12 protein-coding genes are annotated in these 15889 nt (G+C 63.9%); 1 reads left to right on the top strand and 11 read right to left on the bottom strand.

The features are described 5' to 3' along the window. Positions 1 to 77: 77 nt before the first annotated feature. The 3 genes from AC3IYG_RS02480 to AC3IYG_RS02470 all read right to left on the bottom strand — a co-directional run bounded on the left by AC3IYG_RS02480 (position 78) and on the right by AC3IYG_RS02470 (position 5338). A complete protein-coding gene (locus tag AC3IYG_RS02480) occupies positions 78 to 986 on the bottom strand; it encodes a glycosyltransferase family 2 protein (RefSeq protein ID WP_489312142.1) in 909 nt (302 codons plus the stop codon). Further along, positions 970 to 2727 (bottom strand): carbamoyltransferase family protein, encoded by a 1758-nt coding sequence (locus AC3IYG_RS02475; RefSeq protein WP_489312141.1) that lies wholly within the window; start codon positions 2725 to 2727, stop codon positions 970 to 972. Before AC3IYG_RS02475 ends, AC3IYG_RS02480 begins: the two co-directional genes overlap by 17 nt. A 235-nt stretch (positions 2728 to 2962) precedes the next feature. Continuing rightward, positions 2963 to 5338 (bottom strand): glucose/quinate/shikimate family membrane-bound PQQ-dependent dehydrogenase, encoded by a 2376-nt coding sequence (locus AC3IYG_RS02470; RefSeq protein ID WP_489312140.1) that lies wholly within the window; start codon positions 5336 to 5338, stop codon positions 2963 to 2965. Between the two features lie 298 nt (positions 5339 to 5636). Here AC3IYG_RS02470 and AC3IYG_RS02465 point away from each other — a divergent pair, with 298 nt between their 5' ends. Then, a complete protein-coding gene (locus AC3IYG_RS02465; RefSeq protein ID WP_489312139.1) occupies positions 5637 to 7733 on the top strand; it encodes a TonB-dependent receptor family protein in 2097 nt (698 codons plus the stop codon). A gap of 10 nt (positions 7734 to 7743) precedes the next feature. On the opposite strand, the gene AC3IYG_RS02460 is transcribed toward AC3IYG_RS02465, so the two are convergent. From AC3IYG_RS02460 to AC3IYG_RS02425, 8 genes are all read right to left on the bottom strand, one after another. Continuing rightward, positions 7744 to 9180: a lipopolysaccharide kinase InaA family protein gene (locus AC3IYG_RS02460; protein ID WP_489312138.1), complete on the bottom strand. Its 1437-nt coding sequence runs from the start codon at positions 9178 to 9180 to the stop codon at positions 7744 to 7746. Next, positions 9177 to 9923: a lipopolysaccharide kinase InaA family protein gene (locus tag AC3IYG_RS02455; protein WP_489312137.1), complete on the bottom strand. Its 747-nt coding sequence runs from the start codon at positions 9921 to 9923 to the stop codon at positions 9177 to 9179. The genes AC3IYG_RS02460 and AC3IYG_RS02455 overlap by 4 nt, the downstream gene beginning before the upstream one ends. Continuing rightward, positions 9920 to 10657: a lipopolysaccharide kinase InaA family protein gene (locus AC3IYG_RS02450; RefSeq protein WP_489312136.1), complete on the bottom strand. Its 738-nt coding sequence runs from the start codon at positions 10655 to 10657 to the stop codon at positions 9920 to 9922. Before AC3IYG_RS02450 ends, AC3IYG_RS02455 begins: the two co-directional genes overlap by 4 nt. After that, positions 10650 to 11498, bottom strand: coding sequence for a lipopolysaccharide core heptose(I) kinase RfaP (gene rfaP, locus AC3IYG_RS02445; protein ID WP_489312135.1), 849 nt, complete (start codon positions 11496 to 11498; stop codon positions 10650 to 10652). Before rfaP ends, AC3IYG_RS02450 begins: the two co-directional genes overlap by 8 nt. Then, positions 11495 to 12619, bottom strand: coding sequence for a glycosyltransferase family 4 protein (locus tag AC3IYG_RS02440; protein WP_489312134.1), 1125 nt, complete (start codon positions 12617 to 12619; stop codon positions 11495 to 11497). The genes rfaP and AC3IYG_RS02440 overlap by 4 nt, the downstream gene beginning before the upstream one ends. Positions 12620 to 12632: 13 nt before the next feature. Beyond that, the gene (gene waaC / locus AC3IYG_RS02435) at positions 12633 to 13637 is read right to left on the bottom strand and encodes a lipopolysaccharide heptosyltransferase I (RefSeq protein WP_489312133.1); all 1005 of its coding nucleotides are present in this window, start codon (positions 13635 to 13637) and stop codon (positions 12633 to 12635) included. Next, positions 13634 to 14671, bottom strand: coding sequence for a lipopolysaccharide heptosyltransferase II (gene waaF / locus AC3IYG_RS02430; RefSeq protein ID WP_489312132.1), 1038 nt, complete (start codon positions 14669 to 14671; stop codon positions 13634 to 13636). The genes waaC and waaF overlap by 4 nt, the downstream gene beginning before the upstream one ends. Positions 14672 to 14900: 229 nt before the next feature. Further along, positions 14901 to 15824: a branched-chain amino acid transaminase gene (locus AC3IYG_RS02425; protein ID WP_489312131.1), complete on the bottom strand. Its 924-nt coding sequence runs from the start codon at positions 15822 to 15824 to the stop codon at positions 14901 to 14903. Between the last annotated feature and the right edge of the window lie 65 nt (positions 15825 to 15889).

Below are 15889 nucleotides of genomic sequence, written 5' to 3'. Positions count from 1 at the left end.
CCCAAGGGTAAAAATCGCAACCTATAGGAAGGTCAGCGTAGAGATGAAACAACGAGCCGAGCAGTCACCCAGCTCAATCAAGACCGCAGCCAGAGCCGCAAAGCCTTGCGCGTATAGGACCAGTTGAACAATACCCGGTGGTCCGCCCGCAGTGCCTCGCGGTAATAATGCCTGGCGCCGGCATAATCCCCGGCCAGCAGACAGGTGCGGAACAACGACAGGCAACGCTGGGCACGGTATTGGCGCTTGAGCGGCTGGCAGGCGACTGGCAGGCGGTCGAACACTTCATCCACCAGGCTCAAATCCACCTTGCGTGCCGCCTCGGCATTGTGGCGCAGGCTGCCCGGATGTTTGTGGATGCGCGCCAGCAGCATGTCCAGCCTTTCGGCCCGGGCGTGGGTCAAGGTGAAGGCAAAGACCGGGATGTCCTCGCTGTGGCGCAAATGTTCAGGGTAGGGCCGCTGAACCAACAGATCCCGGCGGAACACACAGGAGCCATGGCCGAGCCCGATCTTCTTGCCGAGCAGGTAGGCACGCAGCCGCTGCACCGGATCATCCGGTACCTGCGCGGCCGGGTGCTCGCGCTCGCGACCATCCGGCTGCTGCGCCACATGGCCGGCCAGCCAGAGACCGACATCCAGATCCTGCCGCAGGCGCGCACAGAGGGCCGGCAGCACAGCCGGCAGCAGCTCATCATCGGCGTCCAGCAGCAACACGTAGTGCCCACTACAGAGGCGCACACCATGGTTACGGGCCGCCGAAGGGCCGGCATTTTCCTGGCGTACGCCCTGGAAACGCGCACCATACCGCTCGCTCAGCGCGGCGAAGGCTGCGGGGGTATCGTCAGTCGAGCCATCGTCGACCACCCACAATTCCACCTCATCCCCCGCCTGCGCGAGCACCGACTCGACGGCACGCGGCAGAACCCCGGCATAGTTGTAGGTGGGAATAACGATGCTAAGCAGCGGCTTAGCCAACATGCTCATACCGGTCCGCACCGTCCTTGACGACGAGGATGTCTTCCATGATCAGGTACTGCAGGTCCGAGCCGAAGAACATGTTCAGCGCGTCCGTCGGCGAGCAGATCATCGGCTCGCCACGGCGGTTCAGCGAAGTGTTCAGCGACACGCCGTTGCCCGTCAGCTTCTCCAGTTCGAGCATCATGTCGTAGTAACGCGGGTTGTACTCGCGCTTGAGCACCTGCGCCCGCGAGGTGCCATCTTCGTGCACCACTTCGCTGACGCGGGTCTTCCACTCCTCATTGACTTCGAAGGTGAAGGTCATGAACGGCGACGGGTGGTCGACCTTGAGCATCTGCGGGCCGACGGTATCCAGCATCGACGGGCAGAAGGGCCGCCAGCGCTCGCGGAACTTGATCTGCTCGTTGATCCGGTTGGCCACCCCGGGGATGCTCGGGCAACCAATGATCGAACGGCCACCCAGGGCGCGCGGGCCGAACTCCATGCGACCCTGGAACCAGGCCACCGGGTTGCCGGCGACCATGATCTCGGCGATGCGCTGCGGCATGTTGTCGATCTGCTGCCACTTGGGCGTATTCGGGTGCTTGGCGCAGGCGGCGATGACGTCTTCGTTGGAGTAGGAAGGGCCGAGATAGACGTGCTCCATCTTCTCCACCGGGACGCCGCGCTTGTGCGAGATGTAGGCGGCAGCGCCGACCGCGGTGCCGGCGTCGCCGGAAGCCGGCTGCACGAACAGCTCTTTGACTTCCGGGCGGGCGATGATTCTCTGGTTCAGCTTGACGTTCAGCGCGCAGCCGCCGGCGAAGGCGATCTTGCCGGTTTCCTTGAGGATATCGCCGAGGTAATGATCCATCATCTGCAGCGCCAGCTTCTCGAACAGCGCTTGCATGCTGGCGGCGTAGTGGATGTACGGATCGTCGGCGATATCGCCTTCACGCTTGGGCCCCAGCCACTCGATCAGCTTGGGCGAGAAGTAGAAGCCCTTACCGCTCTCTTTATGGCGGCGCAGGCCAATGACGTTGGCGTACTCGGTATTGATGATCAGCTCGCCATTCTCGAACGTGGCCAGACGCGAGAAATCGTACTTGCTGGCATCGCCATAGGGTGCCATGCCCATGACCTTGAACTCGCCGTCGAGCATTTCAAAACCGAGGAACTCGGTGATCGCGCCGTACAGGCCGCCGAGCGAGTCCGGATCGAAGAACTCCTTGATCTTGTGGATCTTGCCGTTCTCGCCGTAGCCGAAGAAGGTCGTGGCGTACTCGCCCTTGCCGTCGATGCCCATGATCGCGGTTTTCTCGGTGAACCCCGAGCAGTGGTAGGCGCTGGACGCGTGGGCCAGGTGATGTTCGACCGGCTCGATCTTGATTTTCTTCGGATCGAAACCCAGCTGCTGGAGGCACCAGACGATCTTGTTGCGGTAGCGCTTGTAGCGGCGATTGCCCATCAGCAGTGCATCGAGGGCGCGATCCGGGGCGTACCAGTAGCGTTTGGCGTAGTGCCAGCGAGCCTTGCCGAACAGGCTGATCGGCGCGAACGGAATCGCCACCACATCGACATCGGACGGTTTGATCCCGGCCTGTTCCAGGCAGAACTTGGCCGACTCGTAGGGCATGCGGTTCTTGGCGTGCTTGTCGCGCACAAAACGCTCTTCTTCGGCGGCCGCGATCAACTTGCCGTCGATGTACAGGGCGGCGGAAGGATCATGGCTGAGGGCGCCGGAAAGGCCGAGAATCGTCAGTGCCACGGGAAAGCCTCTTGAAACTGCGGGTAGCTACATAACCACCGAGGGAATGGGAGGCGAAACCGGCCACTGGCCGAGGGCGCCTAACAAAGCGAGGGATTATAGCCGCTGCGTCGAGTCGAAGGTAATCCGGCGCAAGCGAGCCCCTGAACTGCAGCACGTTGCGGCCAAAACCCTGCGCGCGGAATGCAGAGCCCAGCAAACAGGCGCCGGACACGACGGTGCCCGGCGCCAGGCATCATTGTTTCGGCAAGGCGTAGGCGATCACGTAATCACCACGCTCTGGCGACTGACGGGCACCGCCGGCACTCACCACCACGTATTGCTTGCCGGTCTTCGGCGACACATAGGTCATCGGTCCGGACTGGCTGCCCACGGGCAGCCGCGCCTTCCAGACTTCCAGGCCCGTGCCACTGTCGAAGGCCCGCAGGTAGAAGTCCTGAGTACCGGCGAAGAACAGCAGGCCGGACTGAGTGGCCATCGAGGCGCCCAGGGTCGGCATGCCAATCGGGATCGGCAGGTGCATTTTGATGCCCAGCGGACCGGTGTCCTGCACGGTGCCGACCGGCACTTGCCAGACCAGCTTGCGGGTTTTCAGGTCGATGGCCGACAGGGTGCCGAACGGCGGTTTCTGACACGGAATACCGACCACGGAAAGAAAGCGCTGACGCATCGCGCCGAACGGCGTGCCGGCCTGCGGCACCACACCCATTTCGATACCACTGGCACCGGGTGCGATCTGGTCACGCGGGATCATGTAGTTGGCCAACCCCAAGCGCATGTCATTGACGAACATGTAGTCAGTCGTCGGGTCGACCGACACGCTGCCCCAGTTCATCCCGCCCAGGGAGCCAGGGAATTGCAATGCATGGTCGAGACCTGGCGGTGTGTAGACGCCCTCGTGGCGCATGCTCTTGAACTGGATGCGGCAAAGCATCTGGTCGAACAGCGTGGCGCCCCACATGTCCGACTCGCTCAGTCGCTGGTTGCCAATCGACGGCATGCCCACCGAGAACGGTTGGGTCGGCGAATAACGTTCGCCGGGCACATTGCCCTGCGGCACGGGGCGTTCTTCGACTTCGGCGATGGGCGTGCCGGTTTCGCGATTGAGCAGGAAAATCTCGCCCTGCTTGGTCACCTGCGCCAGGGCCGGCAGCGTGCCGCCTTTGCCATCGGGGATATCGTAAAGCAACGGTTGTGCAGGAATATCGAAGTCCCACAGGTCGTGGTGGGTCATCTGGAAGTGCCAGCGCACCTGACCGGTCTTCGCCTCCACGGCAACCACTGAGGAGCTGTATTTGTCGTCGAGCTCGGTACGCTGACCCGCCCAGAAATCCGGCGTGGCGTTGCCCGTCGGCAGGTAGATCAAACCCAGCGGCTCGTCGTAGGCCATCGCCGACCACACGTTCGGCGTACCCCGGGTGTAGGTCTGCCCTTCTGGCGGACGTTTGGTCGTTTGCGGATTACCCGGGTCCCAGGCCCAGACCAGCTCGCCGCTGTGCACATCGAAAGCGCGCACCACACCTGGCGGCTCGTCGACGGCGAAGTTGTCGGCGACGCGGCCACCGACCACCACCAGGTTGCCGGCGATCAGCGGGGTCGAGGTCTGCTGGTAGTAGCCGTCCTTGACTTCACCCATGTCGACTTTCAAATCGACCGTGCCGTTGTCGCCAAAATCCGCGCAGGGCTCGCCGGTTTCGGCGTTGAGCGCGATCAGACGGGCATCGATGGTCGGCAGGAAGATGCGCTTGGCGCAGGCTGTCGGCGCTGCCTCCGCCTCGCTGGGCACAGCCGTCGCCTCTTCGTAATAACCCAGGCCACGGCAGCGCTGCCAGTTCGGTGCGGAGCCCTTCGGGTCGAAGCGCCAGCGCTCGGTGCCGCTGTCCGCGTCCAGCGCAAACACCTTGCCATAGGCCGTGCAGTGATAAAGCGTGTCGCCGACCTGCAGCGGGGTGTTCTGGTCCTCGGCACCGGAACCGGTGCTCTGCGGCAGATCGCCGGTACGAAAGGTCCAGGCCACCTGCAGTTTGTCGACGTTATCCTTGTTGATCTGATCGAGCGCCGCAAAGCGATCACCGCCGGTGGTATTCCCCCAGTGGCGCCAATCCTTTTGCTCATGCCCCTTGGCGACCGGCGTTACCTGAGCCAGGGTGGCGGCAGGCAGCACCGGCACGAGGACAAAGGCATACGCCGCCGTCGCCACCAGCGCCACCAGCAGCAAGCCGCTCAGGGCATAGCCGCCACGACCGGCGCTAGCGCCGGAAGCACGTCCCAGCGCCGGATAAAGCAGCGCAACGATAAGACCGATGACGCCCAAGGCGAACAGGCGCGAGACCAGCGGCCAGAACTCCAGGCCGGTGTCCCACACAGCCCAGACCGCCGAGAGCAGCAAAGTCAGGCCATAGATCCAGGCACCGGCAGGCTTGCGTTTGGCTATCAGCGCGCCAGAAAGCAGCACTGCCAACCCGGCCAGCAGGAAATACCAGCTACCGCCCAGCGAGGCGAGATAGGCACCGCCGCCGGCAAGAAAAAGCCCAACCAGGGCGATGATTGCCCCGACCCCCACCAGAACCCAGTGGCTAGCGCCCCCACTATTCAGCACCTTGTCGTTCATGCGTTTTTCATCCCTCTACCAATGCCGCCGGCGCCACCGTGTTAGACGCCGACAGCAGGCGCATTGTGCACCACGCTATCGTCGTCACTGAGCACCCGCCTTCGAAGGGGCGGATTCTGACCTTCATCGCAATTCGTTACACCTTGCGGGAGATAGGGCGATTGCCCGGACAACATCCGCCGACTGCAGCAAACCCAGCAATGGAGCGCCCCGGCGCCAGATGACTTTACGGTCGATAATCGCCCACTATGGCCACCTAGCGGACGCCAACCCACTTCGAACCTGTATAACGCCGACGATGAATGAATCTCCTCGCTTTTATTTCCACGCTCAATATCTCGCGCTGCTGGTTCTGGCCCTGGCCAATTCCGCCTTCGCGAGCGAAACCTCGCTGCTGCTCGATCCCATGGTGGTCACAGGTACGCGCCAATCCAGCGCCAGCTTCGACCTGCCGTTTTCAGTGGATAGCGTAGATCGTCAGCAAATCAGCGACGGCCAACTTGGCATAAACGCCTCCGAGGTGCTCGCCCGGGTGCCCGGCCTGGTGGTGCAGAACCGCCAGAACTATGCCCAGGACCTGCAGATTTCCTCCCGCGGTTTCGGCGCCCGCGCGGCGTTCGGTGTGCGCGGTTTGAAGCTGATTGCCGATGGCATCCCGGCCAGCACCGCCGATGGCCAGGGCCAGGCGGCCACCTTCAACCTGGATACCGCCGAGCGTATCGAAGTGCTGCGCGGCCCGGCCTCGACGCTGTATGGCAGCAACGCCGGCGGCGTGATCCAACTGTTCTCGCGCGACGGCGAGGGGCCGCCGAGTGTCGGCGCGCAAACCATCATCGGCAGCGATGGCATGAGCAAGAATCACCTGACGGCAGAAGGTGCCAACGAAAACGCCGGCTTCCTGCTCGATGCCTCGCGCATGGATACCGACGGTTACCGCGACCACAGCAGCGCGCGCCGCGACCAGACCTTTGCCAAGCTCAACCTGAAACCCGATGACGACAGCAAGCTGGCATTGATCTACAGCGGCTTGGAACAGAACGGCACGCAGGATCCGCTGGGTCAGACCTGGGCGGCGTATAAAGCCGATCCGCGCTCGGTGGCCAGCAACGCGCTGATCTACAACACGCGCAAAAGCATCGATCACCAGCAACTGGGCGCCAATTACGAACGCTACTTGGGCGACGCCACCTTGCAAGTGACCGCCTATGCCGGTCAGCGCAGCGTGATTCAGTACCTGTCGATCCCCAAAGGTGTACCGGCCAACAACAATGGCGGTGGCGTGGTGGACTTCGACCGCGACTTCCACGGCGGCAGCCTGCGCTGGCTGCAACCGGTCGGCGATGTAGAACTGGTATTCGGCCTGGACTACGACCAAAGCCAGGATGACCGCCAGGGCTATCAGAACTTCGTCGGCGATCAGCTTGGCGTCAAAGGCGAACTGCGCCGCGACGAAATCGACACCGCCACCAGCCTCGATCCTTACGCCCAGGCAACCTGGAAGGTCGGCGACTGGAGCCTGCAAGGCGGCTTGCGCTACAGCACGGTGGAAATCGATGTCGACGACCACTACCTGAGCAATGGTGACGACAGCGGCAACCGCCGCTATCAACAGGCCAGCCCGGTGCTCAACCTGGGCTATGCCTTCACGCCGGAGCTGAACGGTTATGTCAGCGTTGGCAAAGGTTTCGAGACACCAACCCAGGGCGAGCTGGCCTATGCGCCGGATGCCGCAGGCGTTAACTACAACCTCGACCCGTCGACCAGCACGCAGTATGAAGTCGGCCTGAAAACCCTGATCGGCGCGGGCACACGGATCAATGCAGCGGTGTTCCAGATCGACACCGACGACGAGATCGTCGTCTTCGCCAATCAGAACGGCCGCACCAGCTACCAGAATGCCGGCCGCACCCAACGCCGTGGTTTCGAGCTGGGCGTGGAAAGCCAGCTCAGCGAGCAGTGGTCGGCCAATCTCGCCTACACCTACCTGGCCGCGCAGTACGACTCAGGTTTTATCAGTGGCAGCGGCAGCAGTGCGAGAACCATCGACAAGGGCAACGACCTGCCCGGCGTGCCGCGCACCACCCTGTTCGCCGAGCTGAACTGGCAACCCTACGACGGCATCAGCACCGCCATCGAAAGCCTCTATCGCAGCAAGGTGTACGTGGAAGACAGCAACACCGAGAAAGCGGCGCCGAGCTATGCCGTATTCAATTGGCGCGCCCGTTTCGAGCAGAAGGCCGGCCCCTGGACCCTGCACCAGATTCTGCGTCTGGACAACCTGCTGGACCGTCAGTACGTCGGCTCGGTGATTGTCGGCGATGGCAACCAGCGCTACTACGAAGCCGCGCCGGGACGCGCCTGGTATGCCGGCGCGGGCGCCAGCTACCCGTTCTGACGGTGCCGGATTACAACACCGGCAGGCGCTGATCCAGCAGGCGATACAAAGCAGATACTTGCGGCCAGTTGCGCAAAAAGCGCGCCCGGTCGCGGGCATAGGCACGGGCAAAGCGGCCGTCACTGTGGTGCTGCTGCATGGCGTCGAGGTCGATCAGGGCCCAGCGACCGGCCTGCCACAGCAGGTTGGTCCCCTTGAGATCGCCATGGCTGATGCGCTCGCGCACCAGCGCCGCGAACAACTCGACCAGCGCATCGAGCTCGGCCTCTGGCGGCAAACCCGCGCCAGCCGGCTCGTCCAGCCAGGGTTTGAAGTGCGCGATTACATCCTCGCCCGCCGCGTGCTCGGTCACCAGGTAGGCGCGCCCACGCAACCAGCATGTGCGCAGCTCCAGCATCGCCAGGGGCTTGGGCGTGGCGATGCCGAGAAAATCCAGGCGATTGCCTTCGCACCAACTGTGCCAGGCCCGGCTCGGCCGCCAGAAACGCTTCAGCCAGTGCAGCCAGCCTTTGATGTTGTAACGTTTGACCACCAACAGGCGGCCAGCCACTTCGACCCGCGCCACCGTGGAGGAGCCGCCCAGCTTGAGCGGTTGAGCGGCGGCGATCGCCGCGTCGGGTGCGGCCAACAGCGGCGCCAGCCAGTTTTCGTCCTCACGCCGAACCACGCGCAAAGCGGACGCACCGCGGCGGACACTGAACAAACTGCAGTCACGCCCGATCTTGCGCAGGTAATCGCGCAAGCGCCAGCGGCGAACGCTGTGAACTTGCTTGAGCAGCGCCTCCAGCGGCAGTGCGTGCTCGCCGTTGACCAGCAGGTAGTGCACCAGCAGCTCTTCGATATGGCTGTCCAGGCTGACCGGCAACTGGGCGAAGAACACACCGAGATTGCCCAGCACCTTGTCACGCGACAGCGGCTGACCCGGCACCTCAGCACGCACGCCGCCACCGTCGATCAGGTACAGCCGTCCCTCGTGCCGCAGCAGGTTATCCAGGTGCAGGTCGTCTTGCCACAGCCCCTTGCCGTGCAGCTGGGCAATCAGCGCCAGCGCCTCACCCAGCAGCGCCTGCTGGGCAGCGCCCAGCAATGGCTCGGCGGCCAACCTGCGCCATTCGGCCCCCAGGCTGCTGGCCTCGGCCAGGTAGTCGAACAGCAGCCAGCCGCCCTCGCCAGCGCGAAAGCCCTGCTCGAGCAACGCTGGCGTGCACAGCCCCTGCTCAGCGAGCAGGCGCGCGCCCTCGCACTCGCGGGCAAAATGCCGCGCGGCTTTGCCGCCCACCAGCAACTTGGCCAGCACCGGCCGGCCCTGCCACTCGGCCTGGCCGACATAGCGCTGGCCCGGCAGCACGCGCAGCAGGCTGTCGAGGCGCAGCGGCTGACCCGTCACCTCGAGTTGCAGCGGCAGGTCCGGCGTGCGCCCGGCGCGCTGCAGTTGTTCGAGGTTCATCGACGCAACTCCTTGTGCTGCCGGCGGGCGCCAAGACGCTGCCACCAGCGCTGAACATCGCCGCCCGAGCCAACGTAAGCGAGAAGCAGCTGGCAGACCTCCGCCTCACTCCAACTGCTCGCCCGCCGGAGCAGCGGCTCCAGATCCTTGATCCGGTCACGCTCACCGAACCACAGCGAGCGGGTCTTTTCCAGATCGATCAGTTGGGCGGCAAACTCACCGTCGTGGTCGCGTAGAAAAATATGCTTGGGATAGAAGCAACCGTGCACCTGCCCGGCATCGTGCAAACGCCGGATCAACTCGCCGCAGGCCCGCAGAATGGCCATGCGCTGCGCTTCACTGCGCTCGTTCCAGCCCTGCAGCCAGTGCTCGAGGTCTTGCCAGCCATCCAGGGCGCGGGTCAGCAACAACGCACACTGCTTGCCGGCCACCTGCCGCTGGGCGAAGAACGCCGCCCGCAGCGCCGGGATGCCGAGCCGCTGGTAGCGTTGAATATTGCGAAATTCGCGGGCGAATGTCGGTTCGCCAAACGGATGTGTCAGGCTGCGGGTCAGGTGGTTGGTCTGCCGCTTCAAGTAATAGGCGGAGTCGCCCAGCACCAGCCGCGACACTGAACTGTGGCCGCCACGCTCGGTATTCGGCGTGTCCACCGCCGCCAACTCCAGGGCCCAGAGCGCCTCGAAACGGTCCAACTGGTGCGCGGCCAGAACCGCGCGGTCTTCGGCGGCGATGAAGTCGTTCATTCGCGTCCCTCGAAGAATTTGACGATCTGTCGAATACGCTGCTTGTCACAACCGCTCAGGCGCTGGCGCCCCTGATATTGCAGGTAGAAACGCAGGCGCTGGGCGCGCGAGAGTTTGTACTTGGCCACCTTGTCCAGGCAGGCCAGGTCCTTGATGATCCGATAGCGCAGCAAGGGCCCCCACCAGAAACCGCCGGTTGGGCAGTCGATCAAAAACAGCTCGCCCTGGCCGTTGACCAGCAAGTTGCGCCATTTCAGATCGTTATGGGTGAAGCACTGCTCATGCAGGGTACGGGTAGCACGGGCCAACTGCTGGCTCACGCCAGCCACCCAGGTCGGATCGCCCAGGCAGGCGGCGTCACGCTGCGCCAACTGAGCCATGTCTTCGGTGCCGACCAGCTCACGGGTGATCAGCGCACCGCGGACAAATGCCCCGGTCTTGCGCTCCAGCCCGTAGGCCACGATGGGCGCAGTGGGAATGCCCCACTTAGCGAAACGCTTGAGGTTCTGCCATTCGGCCTTGACCCGCGGCCGCCCGATAAAACGGCGCAAACCCTTGCCGGCACCATGGTAGCGCTTGACGTAATAACGCTGCCCCTGGCACTCGACGCGAATCACCTCCGACAACGGATCGTGGGTGATGTGCTCGCCCTGCAAGGCGAATACCGCATCGAGATCGGCAAAGGTGGCGGCCAGTTCTGGCGCCGCACCCTCGGTCAGCCGCCACTCACTCATGGCCGGCTCCCGGCGCATATTTGCGGGCATAACGGGCCAGCAGCTTGTCCGCCTTGCGCTGCAACCAGAGCAGCAACTGCGCCTCGTCACGCAAGATCTGGCGCAGCGACAGGCGGCCTTCTGCGGCCTGACCCTTTGCGGCAGAAAAATAGGCGCGCAGAAAACGCAGTTTGTCGCCCCGGGTCAGGCCGATATTGAGGGCGGAGAAATACAGCCCGGCCAGGTCCTTGTCGCGCCAGCGGCGGCTGACGACCGGACGCGACTGCGCGCGGTGCAAGTCGATCAGCGACAGTTTGAAATCCTCGGGCGTCACCGGCTTATCGGTGTGCAACAGGAAATGGCAGATATAGCAGTCGCGGTGATTGACCCCGGCGCGGTGCATATCGCCGGTCATCTTCGCCACCTCGGCGATCAGCGCGCGCTTGAGCTGGGGCTGCGGCGGCCGGGCAACCCAGTCGAGGCTGAAGTCTTCCAGGCTGATGGTCGGCGCCAACTCCTCGGTAACGATAAAGGAATGCTGGGCCGCCGGGTTGCTGCCACGAGCGCCGTAGGCCACCGCCGTCATGGTCGGCACACCCGCTTCATGCAGACGCTGGATCGCCCGCCATTCCTGACCGGCACCGAGCACTGGCAGTTTCGCGGTGAGCAGATTCTTGACGATCTCGCCCCAGCCGATACCGCGGTGGATCTTGACGAAATAGCCGCGCCCTTCGACCTCGGTGCGCAAGGTGCGCCGGCCTTCCAGCTCGCGGTAGACCTGACCTTGCAGCCGCTCGACCTCGGTGAAGGCATCGCGCCCGGCCCACAGACGCTGGAAGGGTTCAGCCAAAATGAGTTTCAAGCCTGCTTCTCCGCCAAAATCACATCCGCCGCGCGTTGCGGCAGGCTATAGAGGTCGGCCGACTCGGCGTACGCCAGGCCATTGCGCGCCCAGTTCGCCCGCTGTTCGCCCGCGGCGAGCATCTCGCTCAGCAGCTGGTTGAGCTGCACCTGCTCGAACGGGCTCGGCACGACCCGGCCACAATCGGCCTCCTCGATATAATGCGCATAACCGCAAACATCGGTGACCAGCACCGGCAGGCCGGCGACCAGGGCTTCCAGCAATACCGTGCCGGTGTTTTCGTTGTACGCCGGGTGAATCAACAGGTCGGCGCCGAGCAAAAAGCGCGGAATATCGCTGCGCCCCTTGAGTATCTGCACCTGCTCGGAAATCCCCAGCGTCTTGATCTGTAGCAGAAATGGCCTGGGGTCGTCCTGGCCGATGACGATCAGCCGGGTGCGTTTTTTCAGCGCCGGCGGCAGCGCGGCGACGGCTTTCAGGCTGCGATCCAGGCCCTTGGTCTTGAACCCGGAACCGATCTGCACCAGCAGCAGGTCATCGTCCGCCAGCTTGAACTCGCGGCGGAATGCGGCGCGAATTTCGGCGGCATTCGCCGGCGCCCGGCGATCCGGCGCGATCCCGGGTGGCAACAGGTGAAAACGCTGCGCCGGCGTCGCGTAATGTTTTACGAACAGCGGCTGCTGCACTTCGGAGATCATCAGCACCTCGGTCTTCGCTTCGGGCGCGAACACCGCGCGCTCGTAATCGGAGAAGTGCTTGTAGCGGCCCCACTGGCGGTACAGCGAATTGCGCAGGTTCTGCGCCTTGTCCTCGAAACAGCCATCGGCGGCGTAGTACACATCCAGCCCCGGCATCTTGTTGAAGCCGACCACACGGTCCACCGGGCGCTTGGCCAGGTCGGCCTCGACCCAGGCCAGCAGCTTCTCGTTGCGACGGTGGTTGAACAGCGCTTTGACCGGCGCCACCAGCACTTCGAAACCCGCCGGCACATCGCCTTCCCAGATCAGCGTGTAGACACGAATGCTATGGCCACGCTGCTGGCACTCCAGGGCGATGCGCATGAAGTCGCGCTGCAGGCCACCGAACGGGAAGTATTTGTAGAGGATGAAAGCCAACTGCATCAGAGGGTATCCATTAAAGAACGGTCTCCGGCGCCAATAACAACGCCTCCAACTCGGTGGCGACGCGCTCGGCCAGCAGGTCATCGAAACAGGCGGCATGGCGGTCGCCCAGCCCGGCATTCGGGCCACTGGCGCACAGGTGGATCTGCGCGCGACCATAGGCGCCGACCCGGCCCGGCAAGGTCGGGCCGTAGAGGGAAATGGTCGGCACATCCAGCGCCGCCGCCAGGTGCCCGAGACCGGTATCCACTGCCACGCATGCGGTGGCACCAGCGATCACTTTAGCCACCCCGGCGAGGTTCAATTTGGGCAGCAGCGCGGCATGTTCGAGGCCCGCGGCGATGCGCTCGGCACGCGCCTTCTCCACCTCGTTGCCCCACGGCAGGCGCACGGCCCAGCCGAGGTCGCTCATGCGCTCGGCCAGCGCACGCCAGTAGGCTTCCGGCCAATGCTTGCTCGGCCAGGTGGTACCGTGCAGGAACAGCAGGTAAGGCGGCACCGACGCATCGGCCAGTTGCGCGCGACTCAGGCCATAGTCGCCAATACCGGCCGGCAACGGATAGTCCAACGCCTGGGCGAACAATTGGCGCACGCGTTCCAGCGCATGTTGCTCGCGCGGCACGGCGTAGGCCCGGTCGTAGAAGCGACAGGCGAGCGGTTCGCGCGCCGAAGCGCGGTCCAGCCCGGCCACCGGCGCCTTGACATAACGGGTCAGCCAGGCGCTTTTCAGCAGGCCCTGGGCATCGATCACTAGGTCGTAGTCGGTCTCGCGCAAGCGCGCTTTGAAGCGTCGCCATTCGCCCGTCTTCAGGGTTTGCCAGAGGTGCTTGCGCCATCGGCGGATCGCCACCGGAATCACCTGCGCCACGGCCGGGTGCCAGGCCGGAATTTCGGCAAAGCCTTCCTCTACCACCCAGTCGAACTGGATGCCGGGAATCGCCCGCGCCGCATCGGTCAGCGCCGGCAAGCTGTGGATCACATCCCCCAGGGATGAGGTCTTGACCAGCAGCACCCTCATTCAGAAACCTCGATCGGGTCCGCAACCAGCCGGTCCAGCGCCTCGACCACTGGCCGCGGCTTGAGCTCGCGCAGGCAGTTGTAGTGGCCGAAACGGCAGGTGCGGTCGAAACACGGGCTGCACTCGATACCCAGACGCACAATCTCCACCTGCTCGGCCAGCGGCGGCGTGAACTGTGGCGAAGTCGAGCCGTAGACAGCCACCAGCGGGCGATTCAACGCGGCGGCGACGTGCATCAGGCCGGAGTCGTTGGAGACCACCGCGGCGGCGCACGACAGCAGGTCGATGGCTTCGGCCAGCGCCGTTTCACCGGAGAGGTTGCGAGCCTCCTCGCGCAGGCCGGGGATCAGGCGCGAACGGATGTCTTCACCGACCGCGTGATCGTTCTTCGAGCCGAACAGCCAGACCTGCCAGCCGGCACGGATCTTCAGCTCGGCGACCTTGGCGTAATACTCGCTGGGCCAGCGCTTGGCCTCGCCGAACTCGGCACCGGGGCAGAGCGCCAGCACCGGGCGATCCAGGCTCAGGCCGAACGTGGCCAGGGCCGCGTCGCGGCTGGCCGGTTCGATCTGCAACGCCGGCCGCGGATAAGGCCTGGGCAGCTCAGCACCCGGCTCGTAGGCCAGCGCCATGAAGCGTTCGATCATCAGCGGGTAGCGTTCTTTATCCAGCGTGCGCACATCGTTGAGCAGGCCGTAGCGCATCTCGCCCTTCCAGCCAGTGCGCTTGGGGATGCCGGCGAAGAACGGCACCAGCGCCGACTTCAACGAGTTGGGCAGCAGAATCGCCTGATCGTACTGGCCGGCCAGGGATTTACCGATCTTGCGCCGCGTACCCAGTTCGAGCACGCCATGGCCAAGCGGAAAGCTCAGCGCCTGGCGCACCTCGGGCATGCGCTCGAGGATCGGCCGGCTCCACTCGGGCGCCAGCACGTCGATCAGACACTCGGGATGGCGTTGCTTCAGGCACTGGAACAGCGTCTGCGCCATCACCATGTCGCCAACCCAGCTCGGCCCTACGATCAGTATTCTCATTACGACTCCGCAAATGATCAGGGAGGCTCGCGCCTCCCTGTCACTGCCTTATTCAAATTCTCTCACGCCTATTCGTGAAGCGTCGCGAGCCCGCAGGGTGGGTTAGCCGCGACGGCGGCGTAACCCACCGCCGATACCGACAGGCATCGTCATTGGCCGGCCCACTGGGCCGGATGGTGGATTACGGTCTTCGACCTAACCCACCCTACGCCTTGTAACTTGCAGCTTTTTATTTGACCAGTGTGCGCCATTCGGCATGCGCCGAAGTCTGTCCGGTGACCAGATCGAAGTAAGCCTTCTGCAGCTTCTCGGTGACCGGGCCACGGCTGCCGATACCGATCAACCGGCCATCGACTTCGCGGATCGGCGTGACTTCGGCGGCGGTGCCGGTGAAGAACGCTTCGTCGGCGATGTACACCTCGTCGCGGGTGATGCGCTTCTCGATCACCTGGATACCCAGCTCGGCGGCCAGGGTCAGGATGGTATTGCGGGTGATGCCATTGAGGCAGGAGGTCACTTCCGGGGTGTAGACCACACCGTTCTTGACCAGGAAGATGTTCTCGCCCGAACCCTCGGCCACATAGCCTTCGGTATCCAGCAGCATGGCCTCGTCGGCGCCGCCGGAGATGGCTTCCTGCAAGGCCAGCATCGAGTTGATGTAATTGCCGTTGGCCTTGGCGCGGGTCATCGAAATGTTCACGTGGTGACGGGTGAAGGAGCTGGTGCGCACCTTGATGCCCTTCTGCAGCGCCTCGTCGCCCATGTAGGCGCCCCAGTGCCAGGCCGCAACGATCAGGTGGACCTTCAGGCCGGTGGCGCGCAAGCCCATGGCTTCCGACCCGTAGAACACCATCGGGCGAATGTAGGCGCTTTCCAGATTATTCTCGCGTACCGCGGCGCGGGTCGCTTCGTTGACTTCCTCTTTCGAGAACGGAATCTTCATGCCCATGATGTGGGCCGAGTCGAACAGACGGTCGGTGTGCGCCTGCAGGCGGAAAATCGCCGTGCCTTGCGGGGTATTGTAGGCCCGCACACCCTCGAACACGCCCATGCCGTAATGCAGGGTGTGAGTCAGCACATGGGTGGTGGCATCGCGCCACTGGACCATTTCGCCGTCATACCAAATCACGCCATCACGATCGGCCATCGACATCGTTTCGCTCCTCAAGAATTCTCTTCAACCAAGGCTCGCCCATCAAAAACTCAGGCGCATTGCGG

It is taken from the genome of Pseudomonas sp. KH_027 (assembly GCF_057838565.1).
Note: the sequence above shows the minus strand (reverse complement) of the source record. Positions and strands in the feature narration are given on the sequence as shown.